13 protein-coding genes and 1 riboswitch are annotated in these 16125 nt (G+C 65.4%); of the genes, 6 read left to right on the plus strand and 7 right to left on the minus strand.

The window, feature by feature from the left end:
* The first annotated feature begins 24 nt into the window (after positions 1–24).
* Positions 25–2022: a caspase family protein gene (locus EOD29_RS16335; protein ID WP_206520472.1), complete on the plus strand. Its 1998-nt coding sequence runs from the start codon at positions 25–27 to the stop codon at positions 2020–2022.
* A gap of 83 nt (positions 2023–2105) precedes the next feature.
* On the opposite strand, the gene EOD29_RS16340 is transcribed toward EOD29_RS16335, so the two are convergent.
* The 4 genes from EOD29_RS16340 to thiB all read right to left on the minus strand — a co-directional run bounded on the left by EOD29_RS16340 (position 2106) and on the right by thiB (position 7351).
* Positions 2106–3548 (minus strand): M48 family metalloprotease, encoded by a 1443-nt coding sequence (locus tag EOD29_RS16340; RefSeq protein ID WP_095799779.1) that lies wholly within the window; start codon positions 3546–3548, stop codon positions 2106–2108.
* A 207-nt stretch (positions 3549–3755) separates the two neighbouring features.
* On the minus strand, positions 3756–4517 hold the full coding sequence (gene thiQ, locus EOD29_RS16345) for a thiamine ABC transporter ATP-binding protein (protein ID WP_127247205.1): 762 nt from the start codon (positions 4515–4517) through the stop codon (positions 3756–3758).
* Entirely contained in the window at positions 4514–6136 is a 1623-nt protein-coding gene (gene thiP / locus EOD29_RS16350; RefSeq protein ID WP_127247206.1) for a thiamine/thiamine pyrophosphate ABC transporter permease, read from the minus strand. Before thiP ends, thiQ begins: the two co-directional genes overlap by 4 nt.
* Positions 6137–6340: 204 nt before the next feature.
* Positions 6341–7351 (minus strand): thiamine ABC transporter substrate binding subunit, encoded by a 1011-nt coding sequence (gene thiB / locus EOD29_RS16360; RefSeq protein ID WP_127217121.1) that lies wholly within the window; start codon positions 7349–7351, stop codon positions 6341–6343.
* Positions 7352–7393: 42 nt separating this feature from the next.
* Positions 7394–7509: riboswitch (TPP riboswitch) on the minus strand.
* 139 nt (positions 7510–7648) lie between these two features.
* Between thiB and EOD29_RS16365 the strand changes: the two genes are divergently transcribed.
* A complete protein-coding gene (locus EOD29_RS16365; protein WP_127217122.1) occupies positions 7649–8293 on the plus strand; it encodes a thiamine diphosphokinase in 645 nt (214 codons plus the stop codon).
* 1 nt (position 8294) lies between these two features.
* Positions 8295–10109, plus strand: a complete 1815-nt coding sequence (locus EOD29_RS16370; RefSeq protein WP_127247207.1) for an ABC-F family ATP-binding cassette domain-containing protein — start codon at positions 8295–8297, stop codon at positions 10107–10109.
* Between the two features lie 16 nt (positions 10110–10125).
* On the opposite strand, the gene EOD29_RS16375 is transcribed toward EOD29_RS16370, so the two are convergent.
* Positions 10126–11064, minus strand: a complete 939-nt coding sequence (locus tag EOD29_RS16375) for a homocysteine S-methyltransferase family protein (RefSeq protein WP_095824076.1) — start codon at positions 11062–11064, stop codon at positions 10126–10128.
* Between the two features lie 154 nt (positions 11065–11218).
* Between EOD29_RS16375 and EOD29_RS16380 the strand changes: the two genes are divergently transcribed.
* Complete coding sequence (locus EOD29_RS16380) at positions 11219–11473, plus strand: type II toxin-antitoxin system CcdA family antitoxin (RefSeq protein ID WP_127217234.1); 255 nt, start codon at positions 11219–11221, stop codon at positions 11471–11473.
* Positions 11460–11762 (plus strand): CcdB family protein, encoded by a 303-nt coding sequence (locus EOD29_RS16385; protein ID WP_127217233.1) that lies wholly within the window; start codon positions 11460–11462, stop codon positions 11760–11762. The genes EOD29_RS16380 and EOD29_RS16385 overlap by 14 nt, the downstream gene beginning before the upstream one ends.
* 11 nt (positions 11763–11773) lie before the next feature.
* Here EOD29_RS16385 and EOD29_RS16390 read toward each other — a convergent pair whose 3' ends face one another.
* A complete protein-coding gene (locus EOD29_RS16390; protein WP_127247208.1) occupies positions 11774–13618 on the minus strand; it encodes a hypothetical protein in 1845 nt (614 codons plus the stop codon).
* Positions 13619–13689: 71 nt separating this feature from the next.
* On the minus strand, positions 13690–14988 hold the full coding sequence (locus EOD29_RS16395) for an adenylosuccinate synthase (RefSeq protein ID WP_127247209.1): 1299 nt from the start codon (positions 14986–14988) through the stop codon (positions 13690–13692).
* A gap of 217 nt (positions 14989–15205) precedes the next feature.
* Here EOD29_RS16395 and EOD29_RS16400 point away from each other — a divergent pair, with 217 nt between their 5' ends.
* Positions 15206–16096, plus strand: a complete 891-nt coding sequence (locus tag EOD29_RS16400) for a DMT family transporter (protein ID WP_127247210.1) — start codon at positions 15206–15208, stop codon at positions 16094–16096.
* Positions 16097–16125: the final 29 nt, after the last annotated feature.

Raw genomic sequence — 16125 nt, forward strand, 5'->3', positions numbered from 1 at the left:
AACTTTAGCGGATGGGGGTTTGCCATGCTGCGATGCTGCGCGTTCCTTGCAGCCCTGGTTCTCGTGTGCTTCACCGCGTTCGAGGCTCACGCCGATCGAAGGGTTGCCTTGGTCATCGGCAATGCCGAATACCGAAATATTCCGGCTCTCAAAAACCCGGACAAGGATGCTCAGGACGTCGCGAACACGTTCCGGCTGGCCGGCTTCGACGTGTTCGTCGCAAAGGACTTGACCAAGCTTCAGTTCGAGGAGCGGTTCCGCAACTATCTCGCCGCGGCGGACGGTGCGGATCTGGCCGTCGTCTACTATTCCGGCCACGGTTTTCAGATCGGCGGCGAGAATTTCCTGATCCCCGTCGATGCGTCGCTGAAGGATGCCGCCGACATCGAGGTCCAGGCGATCAAGCTCGACGACGTGCTGGAGCAATTGCGCTCGAAAGCGAAGATCCAGGTGATCATCCTCGACGCCTGCCGGAACAATCCTTTCCCCCGCCAGGATTACTGGCTGAGGGACCAGCTGATCGTCGCGGGCGACGCCGGCCTTGCGCAGGTGAAGAGCTCACTGAACACGCTGATTGCCTTCGCCACCGAGCCAGGCGCGGTCGCCTATGACGGGCGCGGTGCCCTCAGCCCGTTCTCATCTGCCTTTTCGCGCCACGCGTTGGCGCCCAACCAGGAAATCCGCACGGTGATGGCGGCGGTTCGCCGCGACGTGGTCAAAGCCACCAACGGCAAGCAGGTTCCGTGGGAGAATTCCTCGCTGGTCGACGAGGTGGTGCTGATGCGCCACGATGACGCCGAGGGTCAGGAGGTCACGGCCAAGCAGAAGCAGCCGGATCCGGAGAGCGGCATCCACCTCACCGGCGCCGCCGAGGCGATCGCAAATCGCGATATCAGCATCCCGGTTGGCGTCGGTCCGGTTCCGCTGAAGCTCGATTTCCCCAGCAACGACCCCGCACTCAGCCTGAAGCTTGCAAGCTATCCGGCAACGGGAACTCTGTCGCTGCCGGACCGGACCCTGTCTCCGGATTCCAGCCTGATGGCCGGTGAAGTCGATAATTTGCGTTACGAGCCGCAGATCGGCTCGGCTGCTCCGGTCCAGATTGGCTTCCAAATCCGCGGCGGCAACGCGTCCAAGGCAGCGATGATGAAGCTGTCGCCAAGCGTCGACCCCTGCGACCAAGCGGCGGGCGCACCGCTCGACCTGCAGGGCGTCGCGCCCGGCCGTTTGCAGAACGAGATCGCCGGCGAGGCCGCTGAGGCCTGCCAGGCGGCGGTGAAGGCCTACCCCGACGTCGCTCGGTTTCGCTACGAGCTTGGGCGGGCGCTGCTGGCGTCCGGCAAGGTCGACGAGGCCAGGAAAGCTATCCAGGAAGCTGCCGACAGGGGGCACGTCCGCGCCATGTTCGAGCTCGGCCATATCGCTTCGTCCGGAATAGGACTGGCCGCGGACTCCGCGAAAGCGATCAGCTTCTATTCAGAAGCATCCGACAAGGGAGACCCCTATGCGATGGCCGCTTGGGGGCGAGCCTTGTTCAATGGTGTCGACGTCGAGCAGAATACCGGCAAGGGATTGGACCTGCTGCTCAAGGCGGCGGCCATGGGGCACGTCAACGCGATGAACGATCTCGCCGTGATCTTCAAGGATGGCCGCAACGGCGTGCCCGCCGACGAGGCCCGCGCCTTGGCTTTCCTCAAAGCCGGCATCGCGCGGCAAGAGGCATATTCGATGAGCATTCTCGGCCTTCCCGCGCGCAGCACCTTAACGGTCGCAGTGTGCAAGCCGAAGGTTGTGACGAAAATAGTCACCAAGGTAAAGGTTGTCCGCACACCCGCGCCGAAGACGCCGACGGTGACAGTCCCGACAGTGGTCAAACCACCTCAGACCGATACCGGGCCGGCGCCCTGGCGCGGCAGTAGCGGCGATCATTCGGGGTCCGGCGGCGGCCAAAGTGGTGAGGGCAGCGGGGGCAGCACCGGCGGCCAGACCAGCCCTGAAGGCGGCAGCAGTGGCGGGCTCTGATTGCTGCGGCGGCCGCGCGCCCGGGTTGACTGAATAGAAGCGCGCGGCTGATTCGTTGCGGAAGCACGAAACGGGATGCGACCCTACTTGTCGGTGACGATCTTGACCTTGTCGCCGGCCGACACGCTCGCGCCCGGCGACATTGCGTTGAGCACCCGGAACAGGTCGAGCTTTCGGTCGACGCCGACCATCTGAGCGGCAAGCGTGCCCATGTTCTGGCCGGGCTGCACAGTGACCACCCGGATATGCAGCGGCTTCAGCGCCGCCTTCTCGGCCGCGCTCAACGTGCGGAAGGAGCTGCTGACGGAGCGCGCGACCGGCTCCAGCGCGGTGCTGGCCGAGGGTGCCGCAGTCAGCAGCCGGTAGACCTGTCCGCCGGCCCGGATGACCGCGATATCGAACTGCCACCCTTGCGCGCTGGCATGCGCCATCGCCGCCTCGTTGCCGTTGACCGTTTCCTGGCGCACGCTGGCATCGTCCAGTCCGGCGACCCAGCCGCTGCGGATATAGTCGGTGAGCGACACAGACTTGTCGATCGCCACGCCATCGAAGCGGATGGCGATGTCGCCCGGACCGGTCGCGGTCACCGCGGCCGCCGAATTGTCGATGACGAAACCCTCGGGCACCGAGAACGACACGCCAAGGCCGGGATGCAGGAAGGTCTGGCCGCGCACATAGCCCTCTTCCGGCGTGTCGCCGTAGAGCAGCCCGTCTATGCCGGCGAGGAAGGCATCGCGGTCGCGCGTGCCGACGCCGGGCGGTCCGAAGTTGCGGGCGAGCCGCTGCGCCAGCTCAATGCGCTGCGGCGTGTTGGGATGCGTGGCCAGGAAGTCGAGGCTGGCATCCGTGGCGCCGCTGACCGAACGGAAATCGGTATAGGCCGACATCGACTGCAGGAAGCGGCCGGCCGCATAGGGGTCATAGCCCGCCTCGCCGATCGATTTGATGCCGATCGCGTCGGCCTGCAGTTCCTGGTTGCGCGAAAACTGCGCAAGCCTCAGCTTGCCGCGGATGAGAGCGGCCTTGGCGGTCGGGCTGTCGCCGAGCACATCGGAGACGACCTTGGTCGCCAGGCCTTCCTCGGCCTCGAGCTGCTGCCGCTGCAACCCGTGATTGGCGGTGACGTGGCCCATCTCATGCGCGATGACGGCCGCAAGCTCGGAGGAGTCATTGGCCAGCGCCAAAAGTCCGCGCGTGACATAGAGATAGCCGCCCGGCAGCGCGAAGGCATTTACGTTGGGCGAGTTGAGGATGGTGATGCGATAGGTCTGGGTCGGATTGGCCGAGACCACCGTCAGATTGCCGACGACCTTGGCCACCATGCGCTCGAGCTTCGGATCGGAATATTCGCCGCCATAGGTGGCGAGAATCCGCGGATGCTGCGCTTTGGCCATTTCGGCCAGCCTGGCATTGGCGACGACATTGTCGACGGTGATCGGCTTGTCGGAGGGCTGGAAGCCGGACTCCTGCACGTCCGGCGGCGTGAACATCTGGCAGCTCGCCAGCGCCACGGCAAAGCCGGCCATCGCGAAAAATCGCGCCAGCGGCTTAGTCCATACCCTCTCGATGCCGGCTGTCAGATCGGCTTCCTTTCGTAATCTTTCGGCAAATCACGGCCCACCCGGACCAGCATGGCCGGACCTAGCCACACTCCCCCGGACAAGGCAAGCAAACGCCTGATCACCCGCAGCCGGTTTGGCCGTAAATTATGTCCGCTTCCGGGCAATGTGTTGTCATCCGGCAACGCTGCCGCCTCGATCGCCGATATAGCGCCGGAAGGCCTCCGGTCCAGCACCGTCGAAGAAAGCGGCGGCCGACCCTGTGGCCGCGACCCTGCCCTCGTCGACGAACGCGATCCGTTGGCCGATGCGGCGCGCGTCCTGCGGCTGATGCGTGACGAAAAGCACGGTCATCTGTCGCTCGGCGTGGATGCCGGCCACGAGATCGAGCATGTCGTCGCGCAGCGCCGGGCCGAGCGAGGCGAAAGGCTCGTCGAGCAGAAGCACCGGACGGTCCCGTATGAGCACCCGCGCCAGCGCGACGCGCTGCCGCTCGCCGCCGGAAAGCTCGCTCGGCAGCCGCTTTTCCTTGCCGGCGAGGCCGACACGCCCCAGCGCGTCCGCGACCGCGCGGTGGTCGTCGGCCGTGAGCTTGAGCGATGGCGAGCGGCCAAGCCCGACATTGCCCTCGACCGAAAGATGGGCGAACAGGTTGTTTTCCTGGAACACCATCGACACCGGCCGCGCCGAGGGCGGCGCATTATCGACATTGATCCCGCCGATCAGCACCTTGCCAGCATTTGGTGATTCGAAGCCGGCCACCAGATTGAGCAGCGTCGACTTGCCTGAACCGCTCGGCCCCATGATGGCGGTGATCCTGCCGGCGGCGAATTCGACATCGAACCGGAAGGATGCCTCGCCATAGCTGAAGGATACGCCGTCCAACGTGACGGCCAGGCCCTTCGTGGCCGCGATGCCATTATTATCCCTCGTCATGCCTTTGCCTCCCGCCCCAGCCAGTCGGCGGCGACAACCAGCAGCAGGCAGACGAGGCCGAGCAGCAAGGCCAGCCCCGCGGCGTCGGCGGTCCGGTAGCTGCCCATGCGCGCGAGTAGAAGATAGGGCAAGGTCTGGACGGAATCGCTGCCGAACAGTGCGATCACGCCGAGATCGCCGAGCGACAGCGCCATGGCGAACGCAAAGCCGGTGGCCAAGGGCCGCCGCAGCGACGGCCAGTCGACCAGCCGCAGCCGGTTCCAGCCGGAAATGCCGAGCGCCAGGCAGAGTCGCTCGTGGCGCTCGCTCGCCGCATCATAGGCAGGGCGGACGGCGCGAATGGCGAAAGGCATTGCCATCACCGCATTGACCGCGACGACCATGACGGGCGCGATGGCGAACACATCGGTGATGTTGCGCAGAGCCAGGAACCAGCCGGCGCCGATCACGATCGGCGGCACGACCAGCACGAAACCGGCGCCGGTGTCGGCGGCGTGTTCGAGCAGCGACATGGCGCCGCCCGCGCGGCGCCTCAGGGCCAGTGCGCGTCGGGCGGCGATCAGCGACAGCGACAGCATCACGCAAAACAGCGCCGAGAGAAAGGAGAGCCCGGCGCTGGTGAGCGTCGCGCGGCGCACGGCGTCCTCGCCGGCCAGCCGGCCGAGATCCGCCTCCAGCCCGGCGAGCACGGTCGCCGCCATCGGTGCGGCGACGAACAGCAGCGCAAGCACGATGAGGCCGGCATTCAACACGGCCTCGGTGGTGCTGGTCGCAAGATAGCGGCGTGGCCCTACCGGCAGATTCGCATCGCCGACCGTGTTGGCGCCGAGTCGCGTCAGCATGGCGACCACGACGAAGGTCAGCACGATCTGCAGAAACGTTAGTGTCACGGCCCGCGCGGGATCGAAATCGAAGCGCAGCGCCTGGTAGATCGCGACCTCTAGCGTCGTCGCCGCCGGCCCGCCACCCAGCGTCAGTACGATTGTGAAGGAGGTGATGCACAGCATGAAGACCAGCCCGGCGACCCCCGGCAGCACCGTGCGCAGCGCCGGCCATTCGATCAGCCGGAAGGCCGACCGAGCGTCCATACCGAGCTGGCTCGCCAGCCGCCACTGGTCGGCCGGCACGGTGCCGAGCGCCTCGAGGAACAGCCGCGTGGCCAATGGCAGGTTGAAGAAGACATGCGCGACCAGGATGCCGGAAAGGCCGTAAATGCCCGGCCATTCCCCACCGCCGAACGTGCCGAGGATGCCGGCAAAATAACCGGCACGGCCGTAGAGCGCCAACACGCCGAGCGCGGCGACGATGGCCGGCAGCGCCAGCGGCACCGTGAACAACTGCAGGATCAGGCGACGTCCGGGAAAGTTCGTTTGCCTGGACAGGGCGCGGCCGACGAACACTGCCGGCAAGACCGAAAGCAATGTCGACAGCAGCGCCTGCCAAAGCGTGAAGCGGGCGACGCGGAGCAGATAGCTGTCGAAGGCCGCGGCAGCGCTGGACGGACCGCTCGCGCCTTCGAGGATCAGGCCGGCGAAGGCGCCGCCGATGAGCAAAGTGATGGCGACAAGGGCGATGATGCCGGCGGTGATGCGAGGGTCAGGGCGCGGCGTGGATTGCACGCTGCACCACGTTGGCTCGAGCTAGCGAACGCCACGTTCCGTCGCACCCCCCTCTGTCCTGCCGGACATCTCCCACTCTAGGAGGGAGATTGGCAGCTTTGCCGCTCTTCCTACACCGTCGGCGGCTAGCGAAATCACCGATCCCCCTTTGCGGGGGAGATGGCCGGCCGGACAGAGGGGGGTGCTCAAGCGCCATCCTGCGTCCTACTTGCTCATCGCCGCCAGCCATTCATCCACCCAGGCCTTGCGGTTGGCCGCCACCTCGTCCGGGCTGAACAGCAGGGTTTTGGTCGGCTTCACCAGCTTTTCGAAGGCCGGGTTGAGCGGCTTGTCGGTCTTGCCGGCCGGGAACATCCAGTTGGTCTCCGGGATGATGTCCTGGAACTTGGGCCCGGTCATGAAGGCTATGAATTTTTCCGCCAGCGGGTTCTTCGCGCCGGTTTTGGTGATGCCGGCGACCTCGATCTGCAGATATTCGCCCTCCTCGAAGGACGCCGCCTGATAGCGCTCGGTGTTCTCGGCCACCATGTGGTAGGCCGGCGAAGTGGTATAGGAGAGAACCATCGGCGCCTCGCCCTTGGTGAACAGACCATAGGCCTCGCTCCAGCCCGGCGTCACGGTCAGCACCTTCGGCTTCAGCTTGGCCCAGGCTTCCGGCGCCTTGTCGCCATAGACCGACTTGACCCACAGCAGCAGCCCGAGGCCCGGCGTCGAAGTGCGCGGATCCTGGATAATGATCTTGTCGGGGCCGGCGCCCTCGACCAGTTCCTTCAAGCTCTTCGGCGGGGTCTTCAGCTTTTCGGTGTCGTAGACGACGGCGAAATAGCCGTAGTCGAAAGGCACGAAAGTGTCGTCTTTCCAGCCGCCGGGCACATTCAAATCGGCCACCGCGCCATGCGGCGCGAATAGGCCGCTCGCCTTGGCATCCGCGGTCAGGTTGGTATCGAGGCCGAGCACGACATCGGCCTTGGTGCCGGCGCCCTCCAGCTTGACGCGGTTGAGCAGTGCCACGCCGTCGGCAACCGAGACGAATTCGAGATCGCAGCCGCATTCGGCCTCGAATTCCTTCTTCACCGCGGGCCCGGGACCCCAGTCGGCGGTGAAGCTTTCGTAGGTGTAGACGGTAAGCTTGTCTTTCGCCTCGGCAGGCCCGACGCCCACCAAAAGCGAAACAAGGCCGGCTGCAAGAACAAGGTTGGACAATAACGAGCGCATCGGCGCCTCCTTCGTTCGCGTTAAAGGAATTGAGGCGTCGGATGGTCCGAAGCGTCTAATCCCTCCGCCGGTACAAACCGGATCAGGTTCAGCGGGTTGGCTTTCGTTGCCTCTCAGCCGGTTCGCAAAATCAGCGTCCGGCACCCCGTTAGAGCATTTCGAGACATAGGCCCGGCCGATGCGGCGCGCAAGCGGAAGTTTCCGGGGATCATCATCGTTCACCGCGGTAGCGAAGCGCGATTCCGTTTGGACGCGCCCGCTTCCGTTTCGTGGGCCGGGCTGGTAAGGGCGACGGCCATGGGCACATTCACCATCCTGCTTGGCGGCGATCTCGTCCGCACGCCTCGCCTCGATCGCCAGATCGAAGGCTCCCGCATCATCGCCGCCGATGCCGGTATCGGCCATGCCCATATGCTTGGCCTCCTGCCGGAGCTCTGGGTCGGAGATTTCGACTCGGTACCGCCAAACCTGCCGGAGAATCTGGCCGCCGTGCCGCGCAAGATTTTCCCGACCGAGAAGGACATGACCGACGGCGAGCTCGCCATTGCCGAGGCGCTGGCGCGCGGCGCCACCAGCCTGGTGCTGGCCGGCGCCTTCGGCGGCAAGCGCGCCGATCATGCCTTTCTGCATTTGGCTCTGAGCGTGCGGCTGGCCGAGGCGGGCATGACCGTGCTGCTGACCAGCGGCGCGCAGGAAGGCGTGCCGATCCTGCCGGGCAAAGCCGGCTTCGACTACGCCGAGGGCACGCTGTTCTCGGTGCTCGGCTTCTCCGACCTCGCCGGCCTGACGGTCTCAGGCGCCAAATGGCCGCTGGACGGTGTCGAGGTGGCGTTCGGCTCATCGCTTACCATATCAAATGAGATCAAGGGTCGGCTCGAGATCGCGCTCGAGCGTGGCCGGGCGCTGCTGCTCGCCCACCCCTATCCTCTTCCCGAAAGCTGACATGGCACCGCCTCTTCTCAATCTGGATGGCATAAAACTGACTTTTGGCGGCACGCCGCTGCTCGACGGCGCGGCGCTGAGCGCCTCCGCCGGCGAGAAGATCGCGCTTGTCGGCCGCAACGGTTCGGGCAAGTCGACGCTGCTCAAGATCGTCGCGGGGCTGATCGAACCGCAGGACGGCGAAGTATTCCGCCAGCCCTCGGCAACGGTGCGCTACCTGCCGCAAATGCCCGATATGGATGGCTTCGCCAGCGTGCGCGCCTATGTCGAAGCCGGCCTCGGGCCGGCCGACGACCCGCATCGCGCCACTTATCTGATGGAGCATCTCGGCCTGACCGGCGAGGAGCGGCCGAACGACCTTTCCGGCGGCGAGGCGCGCCGCGCAGCACTCGCCCGCGTCATGGCGCCGGAGCCCGATATCCTGCTCCTCGACGAGCCGACCAACCATCTCGACCTGTCGGTCATCGAATGGCTGGAAGAAGAGCTTGCCCGCACCTCCTCGGCCGTGATCCTGATCTCGCACGACCGCCGCTTTCTCGAGCGCGTCTCGCGCGCCACCGTCTGGCTCGACCGCGGCCAGACGCGCCGGCTGGACAAGGGGTTCGCGCACTTTGAGGAATGGCGCGACCAGGTGCTTGAAGAGGAAGAGCGCGAACAGCACAAGCTCGGCCGCCAGATCGTGCGCGAGGAGCATTGGCTGCGCTATGGCGTGACCGCCAGGCGCAAGCGCAACATGCGCCGGCTCGGCGAGCTGCAGGCCATGCGCCAGCGTTTTCGCAGCCATCGCGGCGCCGAGGGTTCGGCGACGATGGTGGCAAGCGACGCCGCTGAATCCGGCAAGCTGGTGATCGAAGCCAAAGGCATCGAGAAGAGTTTTGGCGACCTCACCGTGGTCAAGGGCTTTTCGACCCGTATCCAGCGCGGCGACCGTGTCGGCCTTGTCGGGCCGAACGGCGTCGGCAAGACGACGCTTCTCAAGATGCTGACCGGCGAGCTGCCGCCGGATGCCGGCACCGTGCGGCTCGGCGTCAATCTGGAAATCGCAACGCTCGACCAGAAGCGCGAGGCCGTCGACCCGCAGGAGACGCTGGCGAATTACCTGACCGACGGGCGCGGCGAGAACCTTGTGGTCAATGGCGAGCAGCGCCACGTCGTCTCCTATATGAAGGATTTTCTTTTCAAGCCGGAGCAGGCGCGCACGCCGGTGCGCGAGCTTTCGGGCGGCGAGCGGGCGCGACTGCTGCTGGCCCGGGTGCTGGCGCGGCCGGCGAACCTTTTGGTGCTCGACGAGCCGACCAACGACCTCGACATGGAGACGCTGGAGCTGCTGCAGGAACTGGTCGCCGGCTTTGCCGGAACGGTCGTCCTGGTCAGCCACGATCGCGATTTCCTTGACCGCACAGTCACCAGCGTGATCGCGCCCAACGGCGCCGGACGCTGGATCGAATATGCCGGCGGCTATTCCGACATGCTGGCGCAACGCGGCGGCTCGAAGCTGGAGGAGCGCAAGGCAAGGCCGAAGGCTGAAGCGAACGAAGCGACGGCCAGGGCCGAACAGACCAGCGCTAAAAGCCCGGCCAAGAAGCTCTCCTTCAAGCAGAAATTCGCGCTGGAATCCCTGCCGAAGAAGATCGAGGCGGTGAGCGCGTCCATCTCAAGGCTGGAGAACAGTATCGCCGACCCGTCCTTCTACGAGCGCGATCCCGCATCGTTCCAGAAGACCATCGCCGCGCTCGACAAGGAGCGCACCACGCTGGCCTCACTTGAGGAAGAGTGGCTGGAGTTGGAGATGCTACGCGAGGAGATGGAAGGCTAGCCGCTATCGGCAAGGCTCAGAGGCAGGCCTCGCAGATCGCAGCGATATGGCGTCTGTCGGTGCCGCAGCAGCCGCCAAGCACGGCTATCTGGCCGAAGCGGTCGCGCATGGCGCGGTAGCGCCGGCCGAGGTCGACAGGATCGCCTGGATCGAGTTCGGTCGCCGCATCCAGCTCGGCATGGCTTTTGGCTGAGGCGTTGGCCCGCACGCCGCGAATGCGCCTGATCCAGCGTCCGTCGCCGGCAAGGACGGCGTCGAAATGGCTCGGATGTGCGCAGTTGATCATGAAATATGCGGGAGCGCCGTCCGTTTCGTCGTCAACGGTCTCGATGGCGTCTCTCAAGCTCTCCCCCGAAGGCAGGCGTCCGTCCGTCTCGACGGTAAACGAAATCACCGACGGGAGCCCCACCGCCATCGCGGCACAGGCTATTCCGGCAGCCTCCTGCGCATAGGTCATCGTGATGGCGCTGACCATATCGGCGCTGGCATCGCGGAACGCCTTGACCTGATCGCCGTGATAGGTCTCGGCCTCGGCGGGCGTCATGACTGTGTCAATGCGGTAGCCGTCGCCACGGGGCCCGACCACCCCATTGACCAGCACGGTCATGCCACGCGCAACATAGGGCGCAGCCAGCGCCCGCGCCCATGACACTGCCTGCATGTCTATGCCCGACAATGCGACTTTCGAATAGCCGAGCTTTTCGCCCCAGTCCGGATTGGCGCGCCACGTCGGAGTATCGAGCACGAAGCCGACCCCGTGTTTGTCGGCGATGTCGAGATACTGGCGGAAATAGCGGGCCAACGTCGTCCGCCCCTCCTCCTCGCCAAGAAGCGGAAAGGCGGCGAACGAGGGCAGATCGAGGCCTTCCAGAAAAACAAGCGAGGTCTCGAGGCCGCCATCGGTCAGGAAAACGGCTTCACCCAGCTCACGAACGTCGATCTTCGCACTGGTCATCGCCGTCTCCGGTCAGACCTGCCGCTTGCGCGACTATAGCATTTGAGGGCGAATTTGCCATGCCGGTTCGGTCGCGAAGGTCGCGCTGGTCCAAGCTATCCATTGCAGCACTCGCGTGATGCGCATATTCTATACGCATGTTGCGGAGGCTATCATGCGCAAGATTGCCGCAAATGCGGTCCGCCAGCCGGCAAATCTATCGATCGATTCACAGCTCATGAAGGAAGCCAAGGGGCTCAACGTGAATGTATCTCGTGCCGCCGAAGCCGGGATCGCAGAAGCCGTGGCAGCCGAGAAAACGCGGCTGTGGAAGCTCGAAAACCGCGCCACCATGGATGCCTGGAACGAGTATGTCGACACGTACGGCGTTCCGCTCAAGGAGCATAGGCGTTCTGATGGCGCGCTATGACGCCTTTGCCGCCAGCGGCATCGAAGGCGGCTACGTCCTCGAGGTTCAATCCGACCTGCTCGACAATTTCAAGACGCGCGTCGTCGTTCCGCTTTTGCCCCTCGCGTCGGCGCCGCCGCCAATGCGGAAGCTGCATCCGGTCTTCGAAATCAATGGACGCAAGCTGGTCATGGCCACCCATCTGATCGCTACGGGGGCTGCGACGGAACTCGGGGAAAACCGTTTCAACCTCGCGAAGCATCACGACGAGATCGTTGCAGCGCTCGACATGCTGTTTCAGGGCTTCTGAGCCGCTCGGCCTCAACCGGACGTCTTCGTCGCCCAGGCCTTCAGCGCCTCATCAAAAACCTTCTCGCCCGGAATGCCCTTTTCCATGGTGAGCAGGGCACGGCGTCCGGTCTTGTAGACCACCGGCACGTCGATCCAGGCCTGCCCCCTGAGCAGCGTCAGGTTGGCGTCCTCGTCGGCCTTGGTGTCGTTGAGGGCGACGAGGAAGAAGCCGTCGGCGATCTTGGCCGGGATGCCGATCAGCGGGCTGCCGGCGTCCTGTTCCGAGCTCTTCATGGCGATGCGCAGGATGTTGTCGACGCCGCCGCCGTCAAACCCTTCCGGCGTCAGGAAGATCATCTCGATGATGTGGCTGGCCGGCAGCGTCTGGTCGGTATTGCGCCGGATGGTCATGCGCAGCTGGATGTCCTTGCCGGGTATCGTCGCCTCGGCGCGGATCGCCGGCTCCGGCGGCAGGTCGCCGCCCGGCGATTCCTGCACCAACGACCAGACGATGCTGCCGGGCTCGGCGGTTCCCTGCTGGGTGCTGGTGCGCTCCTCATAGAAGATCGCTTTCTGGCCGACCGGCACGGTCGCTTGGGCCGTCGCAGGCGCAGTCCCGGACGCGGGTGGCGGAGTCGTGCCAGCGGCAGGCGGAGTGGCCGCCGCGGCCGGAGGCGTGGTTCCGGCGGCCGGCGCGGGCGGATTGGCGGCGGCACCGGCGGGCGCCGACGGCGTGGTCCCGGCAGGCGGGCTCGCTGGCGGGGTTTGCGCAGCCGGCGGAGTGTCGGCGGCGGGCGGGGTCGCGGCCGGAGTTGGCGCGGCGGGCGGCGTGCCGGCGGCGGGCGCCGGCGTCATCCCAGGCGCGGCTGGCGGCGGCGTGGTCAGCGCGGCGACGGATTCGCCCTCGCCGATGGTGCTCTGGCCGCCGGCCGGACCAGGATCTACTTCCTTGCCCTCGGGCGTCAGCCGCTGGGTGAATTTCGCCGTTTCGGCCGGCTCATTGGCTGCAGCCGCGTTATTGCCCGCAGCCGGCGGCGCGGCCGCCGTCTCGGCGGTCGGCTTTGTCGGGGGGGCAGGCTTGACCAGAGGCTCGGTCGAGACGGTCTGGCTGCTGCCGCCCTTCAAGCCGAGCATGGAGCTGAACGCATCTTTGTTCAGCCAAACGCCGAACCCGCCGCCGGCCAGCACCAGCAATGCGACAACGGCAGCAATCAACCCGCCATAGCTGCGCTTGCGCGGCGCAGGCCGCAGCCGCTGGAAAGTATCGGCCGGCTGCTCGTCATTGGCAAAGACATCGCTGTCCTCGTCCGGTTCGGCGGCGTTCATCCCGGGCAGGCCGACATCGTCCTCGCGCGGCGAGGGCATGGGCGGCGGTGCCGCGGGCACCTTGTGCCAGCCGCCGGGCTCAGTCTTCGTTGCCCCTTGCCAGCTTGGTTCCGTCTTTGCTGCGCCTTGCCAGCTCGGTTCCGCCTTCACCGGCGCCGGTGCGGGCGCCGTCTTGAAGGGCTCCGGCTTGAAGGGCTCCGGCTTGGCAGGTTCGGGCTTCGCCACCGACGGCTGCCGGACGTGGCTCGGCTGGTTCTTGTTGCGGTCGATCGAGGAAAAAATATGTTCCAGCTCCGCCAGGGGATCTTCCGCTGGAGCCGGCTTGGGCGCCGGAGCAGGTTTGGCATACTCGCGCTCGACGCTGGCGACGGCATCTTCGAGCGAACGTTTCTGCTTGCTGATGACCTCGGCCGACAACGGCGGAGAATAGTTCGCGAGTTTCTTCGCCAGCATCTCACGAGCATTCTCGTAAATCCGCTTGCGCAACTCGGGCGAGGGCTCGCTGTGCTTCGCAAGCTGTTTTTTCAGAACACCAACGAAATCTGCCATGCGTCAGTCGACCTGCAATTCTTTCCCGGGCCGGCCGCAAATCAGCCGTAGCGCCTGGAAGCGCTGTGAAACTAGTCTTGAAACGGATCGGTCACAAGTATCGTGTCGTCCCGCTCCGGGCTGGTGGAAAGCAGTGCAACCGGGGCGCCGATCAGCTCCTCGATGTGGCGGACATATTTGACGGCTTGCGCCGGCAGATCGTTCCAGCTCCTGGCGCCGGCCGTCGTTCCCTTCCAGCCTTCGAGCGTCTCATAGATCGGCTCGACGCGCGACTGGGCGCCCTGGCTGGCCGGCAGATAGTCGATCAACTCGCCATCAAGGCGATAGCCGGTGCAGACCTTGATCTCGTCCAGCCCGTCGAGCACGTCGAGTTTGGTGAGCGCGATGCCCTTGATGCCGTTGACGGCCACCGCCTGGCGCACCAGCACGGCGTCGAACCAGCCGCAGCGGCGCTTGCGGCCGGTGACGACGCCGAATTCGTGGCCGCGCGTGCCGAGGAACTCGCCGACCTCATTCTTCTGCTCGGTCGGGAACGGCCCTTCGCCGACGCGCGTCGTATAGGCCTTGGTGATGCCGAGCACATAGCCGATCGCGCTGGGGCCGGTGCCGGAGCCGGCGGCCGCTTGCCCTGCCACGGTGTTGGATGAGGTGACGAAGGGATAGGTGCCGTGGTCGATATCGAGCAGCGTGCCTTGCGCGCCCTCGAACAGGATGCGCGCACCCGCGCGGCGCTTGTCGTCGAGCACCTTCCAGACGCGGTCCATGTAAGGCAGGATCTCGCCGGCCACCGAGGTCAGCTCCTGCATGATCGCCTCCTGGGTCGCTTCCGGATGGCCGAGCCCGCGGCGCAGCGCATTATGATGCGTGAGCAGCCTGTCGACCTTCAGGGGAAGCGTTTCCAAATCCGCCAGATCCATCACCCGCACCGCACGCCGGCCCACCTTGTCCTCATATGCGGGGCCGATGCCGCGGCGGGTCGTGCCAATCTTGGTTCCGGAATTCGAGGCGGCGTCTTCGCGGAACCCGTCCAGCTCCCGGTGCAGCGACAGGATAAGCGCGGTGTTTTCGGCGATTTTCAGGCGTTCGGGCGTCACCTCCACGCCCTGCTCCTTGAGCTTCTTGACTTCCGCGACGAAGGCGTGCGGATCGAAGACCACCCCGTTGCCGATGATCGACAGCTTGCCCTCTCTGACCACGCCGGACGGCAAGAGCGAAAGCTTGTAGACCTTGCCGTCGACGACCAGGGTATGACCTGCATTGTGGCCGCCCTGGAAGCGCACGACCACGTCGGCGCGCTCCGACAGCCAGTCGACGATCTTGCCCTTGCCTTCGTCGCCCCACTGCGAGCCGACGACCACCACATTGGCCATGTTCTTTTCCCTTGAGATGCCGCCTTAGCGGCTTGAAACGACAGGCCTCTATAGCCTCATGTGCAGGCCGATGCGACCCCTTCTTTGTCCCCGAAACCACCCAGGGCACAACAAACCAGGCACAACAAATTCCGGCTTTCGCATCATTTACTTGGCCTCGCCATCGCAATAGGCCGGCATCCTTCTTCCACCGCGCCTGCCGGTCCAGGATTAAGCGATGCATCGAGCCGCCTATCTGTTCCTGCTCTCCACCATGCTGCTGTGGGGCGGCAATTCCGTGGCCGGCAAGCTTGCCGTCGGCCATGTGTCGCCGATGACGTTGGTTTTCCTGCGCTGGGTGCTGGCGGTGCTGATCATGCTGCCCGTCGGCTGGCGGACGTTTCGCGAGGACTGGCCTGAACTGCGCCGGCATTGGCTGCTGGTCGCCGGCCTCGGCGCCTGCGGCTTCACGATGTTCAACGTCATCTTCTACACGGCGCTGAACTACACGACCGCCATCAATGTCTCGATCGAGCAGGCCGCCATACCGATCGTCATCATCCTTGCCAACTTCGTGCTGTTTAGGCTGCACGTGCAGCGCCTGCAGATCGTCGGCGTCGCGCTCACCATCCTCGGCGTCGCCCTGACCGCTAGCCATGGCGACCTCGGTCAGCTGCTGAAGCTCGAGCTCAATTTCGGCGACGCCATCATGCTGGTCGCGGTCCTCTGCTACAGCCTCTATTCGGTGGGGCTGCGCCTGAAGCCGGCCGTCCGCTGGCAAAGCTTCATGCTGGCTCTGTCGCTCGCCGCGCTTTTGACCTCGGTGCCGTTCTTTGTCTGGGAAGTGGCGGCGGGCCGCGTCATCGTCCCGGACGCGCGAGGATGGGCGGTCGCGTTCTACACCGCGCTCGGCGCGTCCGTCGTCTCGCAGATCTTCTACATCAAGGGCAACGAGCTGATCGGCGCCAATCGCGCCGGACTGTTCATCAATCTGGTGCCAATCTTCGGCACCCTGCTTTCGGTGCTGATCGTCGGCGAGCAGTTCCAATTCTATCAGGGTCTTGCGCTTGCGCTCGTGCTCGGAGGCATCGCGCTGGCCGAATACAGTGGCAGCAGGGCCGTTCTGTAGGGGAAATTCCCCGCATGCCGAAGCATGCG

Origin of the sequence: Mesorhizobium sp. M1A.T.Ca.IN.004.03.1.1, from assembly GCF_003997555.1 — a bacterium.
Taxonomy (GTDB): domain Bacteria; phylum Pseudomonadota; class Alphaproteobacteria; order Rhizobiales; family Rhizobiaceae; genus Mesorhizobium.